Below are 6,218 nucleotides of genomic sequence, written 5' to 3'. Positions count from 1 at the left end.
CTTAACAATTTGTTTATCGCAAAAAAACGAGATTTTTTAGCCTTTTTGGCGCGTTGCGTGGGCTCTCTGGCTTTTTTGATGGCGGTGTTAAAGCCTTACAGGAACTTGCGATACATCGCACAAAACAAAATTTCTAAAAGAAGTTATTTGAAACTTTTTTTTCAATGGAATAGAGTCTGCATGTCGGCTGGTTTTTCGCCTCTCGGGTGGCTGGTCGCCTTGCTGGCTATTTTGGTCCCACCACAAGATAGCCTTTACTGATTGAGCGTATGGTCCGTTAGGAATGGGTGTCAGGTTAAAGCCACTTTGAGCGAACCTTGCGGTAGCAGCTATTGAGAAGAGGGTTAGACATGAAAATCGTGAGTAACTTTATTGGCGGGAAGAATTCCCTGAGTTCCAGCAATCAGACTGCCGAGATTCATAATCCAGCCACCGGTAAAGTCGAAAGCCAGGTTACGCAAAGTACTGCCGAGGAAGTTAATCAGGCTATCGGCGTGGCCCATCAAGCATTTGCCGATTGGTCACGGACTACCCCACTGCGTCGCGCCCGTATTATGTTCAACTTTAAAGCGCTGATTGAGCAACATCGTGATGAGCTGGCTGAGTTGATTGTCCGTGAGCACGGCAAGGTTTATTCCGATGCGTTGGGTGAGATCACCCGTGGGCTGGAAGTCGTCGAGTTTGCCTGTGGCATTCCACATCTCTTGAAAGGTGAATATTCCGCAGATGTTGGTACGGGGGTGGATTGTTTTTCCATGATGCAACCGTTAGGTGTGGTCGCAGGTATAACACCGTTTAACTTCCCAGCAATGGTCCCGATGTGGATGTTCCCCGTCGCCTTAACTTGCGGCAATACCTTTATCCTGAAGCCACCGGCATTAGACCCGTCAGCCTCTGTTCGTCTGGCGGAATTGTTGACTGAAGCTGGGTTACCGGATGGTGTATTCAATGTTATTCACTGTTCAAATGAGAGTGCAGCCCAACTCTGCACTGACCCACGAATTCAGGCCGTCAGTTTTGTTGGATCTTCTACCGTAGCTGAACATATTTATACTACTGCCAGTGCGCACGGTAAGCGCGTACAAGCATTTGGTGCTGCTAAAAATCAGGCAATTATCATGCCTGACGCTGATTTGGATGCCACAGTAAATGCATTGATGGGTGGTGCATTTGGTTCGGCGGGTGAACGTTGTATGGCTTTGCCGATTGCGGTTGTCGTGGGTGATGACACTGCGGACAAATTAATTGAGAAGTTAAAACCACTCATCACTCACTTGCGAGTCGGCCCAGGCTTGCAGCAAGGTGGTGAAGAAAATGAGATGGGGCCGCTAATCTCTGCCACCCATCAGAAAAAAGTGCTCGGTTATATCGATCAAGGTGTGAAAGAGGGCGCAACGTTAGTCACCGATGGCCGCAATTATAAAGTTGCAGGTTATGAGCAGGGATATTATGTAGGCGGCACTCTGTTTGACCATGTCACGCCAGAGATGAAAATCTATCGGGAAGAGATTTTTGGGCCGGTACTGGGTATTGTCAGAGTCCCTGATTACCAAACAGCCATTGATACAGTTAATAGCCATGAGTTTGGCAACGGCAGCGCTATTTTTACCAGTAGCGGCCACTATGCGCGGCTATTTGTGCATGAAGTTCAGGCCGGAATGGTTGGCGTCAATGTTCCAGTACCTGTCCCAATGGCATTCCATAGCTTTGGTGGCTGGAAGCGCTCGGTATTCGGTGCGTTAAATGTTCACGGTACCGATGGCGTGCGTTTTTATACCCGGATGAAAACAACCACTGCCCGTTGGCCTACCGGCCAGCAAACGGTTTCAGAGTACAGTATGCCAACACTTGGCTAATGCTATCAGTGGGTGTGCCTTGGGTTAATTTCAAGTGTTAACAGGAGAGTTATTATGTCTTCACTGCTTGCCAAATGTCAGTTACCGGATGCGGATGGACGTATTCAACACATTTCACCGCAAAATGCGGGTTGGCGTTTTGTTGGATTTGATGTCTATCGTCTTACTGCGGGTAAAGCATTAGTTCTGGACAGTGGTGACAATGAACTCTGTCTGGTATTGGTTGCTGGTGTTGCTTCAGTTTCAACTCTGCACGCTGAATACCCACATATTGGTAAACGTATGAGTCCGTTCGAACGAACACCGCCTTATTCTGTTTATGTCCCGCATCATGATCATGTGAAAGTGGTGGCAGAAACTGACTTGGAATTGGCGGTATGCCGTGCCCCTGCACAGGGACATTTGCCTTCCCGCCTGATTACGCCGGCTGATGTCGGGGTCGAACGGCGCGGTAAGGGGCGCAACCAGCGGTTAGTGCATAATATTCTGCCTGACAGTGAGCCTGCGGACAGTTTGCTGGTGGTAGAGGTCTACACAGACGAAGGGAACACCAGCTCATATCCAAGTCATAAACACGATCAGGAAAATTCTACCGACGAAACTTATCTTGAAGAAACCTATTATCACCGGTTGAACCCTGAACAGGGCTTCTGTATGCAGCGTGTTTATACTGACGACCGTTCATTGGATGAGTGTATGCCTGTTTATAACCGTGATGTGGTGAAAGTCCCCAAAGGTTATCACCCGGTGGCAACGTTAGCAGGCTACGACAACTATTATTTGAATGTGATGGCAGGGCCGGTACGGTTATGGAAATTTACCTGGGAGAAAGATCACGCATGGATCAACAGCGATAACTATCCGGTTAATAACAGCTAACTTACTCTGGCTAAAGCATATAATAATGGGGTAGGAGAAACCCTACCCATTCTAGGTGTGAGCAGAAATGACGAAAAACGAACAGAGCCTCCTATTGGAGTGTTTACTCTTTCGCGTTATTCAGTGCCAGTGAAACTGCCAATGTTTGTGCCAGACACATAGAGGCTACTTGCGAACGGAAACCGTCAACTTGAGCTTCTCGCACGACAAAACACACATCGCTAAAAGCCGCTAATGGGCTGACCTGGCTATCTGTAATCGCAATCTGTTGTGCACCACTCTTCGCCCCTAATTCCACCAGTTCTAACGCCTCTTGCGCATAAGGTGAATAACTAATGGCGATCACTACGTCTTTGGGTTTCACCATGCTCAGTTGTTCAGCGAACATTCCCCCTAACCCATCGATCAGAAAAGCACGACGTTCCAGATGGCGTAACGCATAGGTGAGATAAGAAGCAACACTAAAAGAGCGACGTAGACCAATCACATAGATATTTTCAGCATTTTTCAACAATTCAACTGCTCTCTCCAACTGTTCTGCGCTGGTTTGTACGGCCAGTTGTTGCAGCGCTTGTGCATTTACCATGGTAAATACATTCAGTATTTCTGCCGGACTTTCTGGTGCCGTGCTGCCATCTGTTGATGTTTGGCGGAATAACCGTGCTCGCTCGGTATAGTTAACGGTTTCTTCCATCAAATGCTGGCGGAATACCTGTTTCATTTCGTTGAAGCCACTGAAATTAAAGGCATTAGCAAATCGGATCAATGTTGAAGGTGGTACGTCGGCTTGAGCCGCAATAGAAGCAACCGTATCAAATGCAATGCTATTACTGTTATCCAATATATAACGGGCAACTTGTTTTAAGCGCTTGCTTAACGTCTCATAGCGATGACGAATTTGGTCTTGTAACAATGAAAGTTGAGTAGGGTTATTCATCCATTCGGCCCACGGCAGAGGAAATTTCAGGGGTTATTCCCTTCGTACTTAAAGCTGCAAGGTTGTTAGCTAAGGTTATTCACCCGAATGACTTACATGTGTCAGCTCGTTGAGATGTGTTCGCTTTGGCTGGCTGCAACCCCAAGTTCTTTGAGTCTATCTGACAGTATTCTAACAGGTGGTTGGAAAATTTCATTTATTGATGTCAGTATTTGCTTTTATTTCATCGCAACTTAAATAAATTCACCAAACTATATTAATAGAAATGAATGAAATCTAAAGATATTCCTTTATTAACTTTGATAGAAATCAGGATTTTTTTGGCTTTATGGGGAATAAACAGCGTAGATAGCGGCATAATAGTGGCGCTGAGGCAGTATCACTTCAGCGCCGATAGAGCAGTTTTTAATTCAAATAGCAGGACGATAGTCACGCCAATAACCGATCAGGGTTTGGTAATTTTGTTTCACTTGTGTCATTAACTCGGCATCATTCAATTCACCTTGTAACCAGTGGCGCGATGCCTGGCCAAAAATGGTCCGGCCGACAGCAAAACCTTTAACCCACGGGGCGTGTGCAGCAGCGGCAAACCCTGCTTTTAATACGGCCTCTGTCGAGTCCAGCCCAAGAATTAATACACCTCGGCAATAGGGATCTTGAGTTTCAATCAGTTTGCCAACCAGTTGCCAGTTTTCTGCCGTTAGCGGCGGCAGCTTCCACCAATCTGGCTGAATGCCTAGCTGATAGAAATGAGCCATAGTTTCAATATAATAGCGCTCATCCTTATCCTTATTATCTTCAGGTAAAATCACTTCCAGTAGCAATTCATGTCCTGATTTACAGCATCCACGATATACATCCACAATCAGCTCATCCTGCTGTTGGCGCAGTTCTGCACGGTCTTGGGGATGATAAAAAACCAGACACTTAACCACATGTTCCAGTGGCCAATCTATTAGCTGGGAACCAATATTACCGTGTTCAAGCCGTAATGGTCTGGAACTGGGTAATTCTATGGGGCGGCCTATCCACCATCCCTGGCCGGTAATGATATTGAGCGCCTCCTGACCATATGTCGTATCAGCCAGAATGCCACTTTTATGCTCCAATCCAGACTCCAAAGCGGCTTGTTGCGCTGCTTGTAGCAACAATGTCTTAAGTTTTGGGATGCGCTCTTCACCAACACCGGCTTCACGGGCCATATCAGCCAATTGTTTGCGGTGGTCAAAGGCAAAAACACAAAGTTCAGGCCACTGTTGCTTACGGGTAGTCACCCGATGTAAATGATTAAGGCGGCTATCCTTGTCAGGGCGTGGCACGGAATATTCGCGGCTAAGATAATCATCCAGTTCAATTTTTGTCGGCATCGCTGGAGCACAACCATGACGTGAAACAACTAGCGCCCCACAGGCATTGGCGTAGCGGCAGGCTTGCTCCCAGCCTTCATCATTCAGATAACCGCGCAGCAGGCCAGACATGAAGGCATCGCCAGCCCCTAATACGTTGAGAACCTCGACGCGCACACCAGAATGCAGTTTGATTGACTCCCAACGGGTGGGAATATCCCCTTCAAAAACAGAGCAACCTTGTGCTCCGCGCTTGCAAACCAGTGTCGCTGGCGTAGTTTTACGCACATTTTGCAGGGCTGTCAGCGTATCTGTGCTCCCCCCCGCAATGTGAAATTCTTCTTCTGTACCAACGATTAAATTGAAATGATGCAGTACTTCCTGCAATTCCTGCGTTACTTTTTGCGACTCTATGAAACGCGTTTCACCGTCTCCAAGTGAGGTCAGGCCCCATAATACCGGGCGATAATCAATATCGAGCGCTGTGCGCAACCCATACTTATGGGCATATTCCAATGCTTTTAGCACTGCTGCTCGGGTATTCGGATGCGAAAGATGTGTACCCGTGATTGCCAGCGCGCGTGATGAAGCAATATATGTCTCGTCAATATCATCTGGTGTCAGGGCCATATCAGCGCAGTTTTCACGGTAAAAGATCAGTGGAAAAGTCTCTTGATCTTTAATACCCAGAATAACCAAACCTGTCAGCCGCTGTTTATCAGTAATAAGAAAACGGGTATCAGACCCAACACGCTGTAATTCCTCGCGTAGGAAACGGCCCATATGTTCATCGCCAACACGTGCCAGCATGCCTGACTTCAAGCCCTGAATTGCGGTGCCATAAGCAACATTACCTGATGACCCGCCTAAATATTTGGCAAATGTACTGGTATCTTCCAGCCGGGCACCAATCTGCTGCCCATAAAAATCGACGGCAATACGGCCGATACATATGACATCCAGTACTTTGTGTTGTGTACCCATCCCCATTTCCTTCTGTATTAAACCAAGCCCCGACAGTGACCGATGAAATAAACCTGTAATGACATTTCTAAAACCAGTATGAGGAATAAAAATTTCAAGTTCAAGGTTAAATGAAATTTATTCCCCGGTTGTGTGACGAAGATAAAAGCCTCATATCAGGTCTGAAAATGGGACTTACACCAAAAGCTTAGACCGGTTATTGGCAGTGTTTCCGAG

Annotated in this window: 5 protein-coding genes; 3 read left to right on the top strand and 2 right to left on the bottom strand. The window is 46.9% G+C overall.

Annotated features, from left to right (window positions below):
• The 3 genes from V1952_RS19245 to iolB form a co-directional block, all read left to right on the top strand.
• Positions 1 to 261: hypothetical protein (locus V1952_RS19245; RefSeq protein ID WP_420075341.1), on the top strand; the 261-nt coding region annotated here is incomplete at its 5' end.
• 89 nt (positions 262 to 350) lie between these two features.
• The gene (locus tag V1952_RS19240) at positions 351 to 1,856 is read left to right on the top strand and encodes a CoA-acylating methylmalonate-semialdehyde dehydrogenase (protein WP_372560287.1); all 1,506 of its coding nucleotides are present in this window, start codon (positions 351 to 353) and stop codon (positions 1,854 to 1,856) included.
• A 54-nt stretch (positions 1,857 to 1,910) separates the two neighbouring features.
• Entirely contained in the window at positions 1,911 to 2,735 is an 825-nt protein-coding gene (gene iolB, locus V1952_RS19235; protein WP_083161299.1) for a 5-deoxy-glucuronate isomerase, read from the top strand.
• 103 nt (positions 2,736 to 2,838) lie between these two features.
• Here iolB and V1952_RS19230 read toward each other — a convergent pair whose 3' ends face one another.
• A complete protein-coding gene (locus V1952_RS19230) occupies positions 2,839 to 3,672 on the bottom strand; it encodes a MurR/RpiR family transcriptional regulator (protein WP_372560288.1) in 834 nt (277 codons plus the stop codon).
• Positions 3,673 to 4,082: 410 nt separating this feature from the next.
• The gene (locus V1952_RS19225) at positions 4,083 to 6,002 is read right to left on the bottom strand and encodes a bifunctional 5-dehydro-2-deoxygluconokinase/5-dehydro-2-deoxyphosphogluconate aldolase (protein WP_420071078.1); all 1,920 of its coding nucleotides are present in this window, start codon (positions 6,000 to 6,002) and stop codon (positions 4,083 to 4,085) included.
• Between the last annotated feature and the right edge of the window lie 216 nt (positions 6,003 to 6,218).

Source organism: Yersinia sp. 2542 StPb PI (assembly GCF_048593855.1).
Lineage (GTDB): Bacteria > Pseudomonadota > Gammaproteobacteria > Enterobacterales > Enterobacteriaceae > Yersinia > Yersinia enterocolitica_E.
This window is presented reverse-complemented; position numbering and strand designations above follow the sequence as displayed.

What these genes read in the sequence shown, in the direction of transcription:
- V1952_RS19230 (WP_372560288.1), bottom strand. Translation starts at nt 3,672, where the DNA reads ATGAATAACCCTACTCAACTTTCATTGTTACAAGACCAAATTCGTCAT.
- V1952_RS19225 (WP_420071078.1), bottom strand. Translation starts at nt 6,002, where the DNA reads ATGGGTACACAACACAAAGTACTGGATGTCATATGTATCGGCCGTATT.
- iolB (WP_083161299.1), top strand. Translation starts at nt 1,911, where the DNA reads ATGTCTTCACTGCTTGCCAAATGTCAGTTACCGGATGCGGATGGACGT.
- V1952_RS19240 (WP_372560287.1), top strand. Translation starts at nt 351, where the DNA reads ATGAAAATCGTGAGTAACTTTATTGGCGGGAAGAATTCCCTGAGTTCC.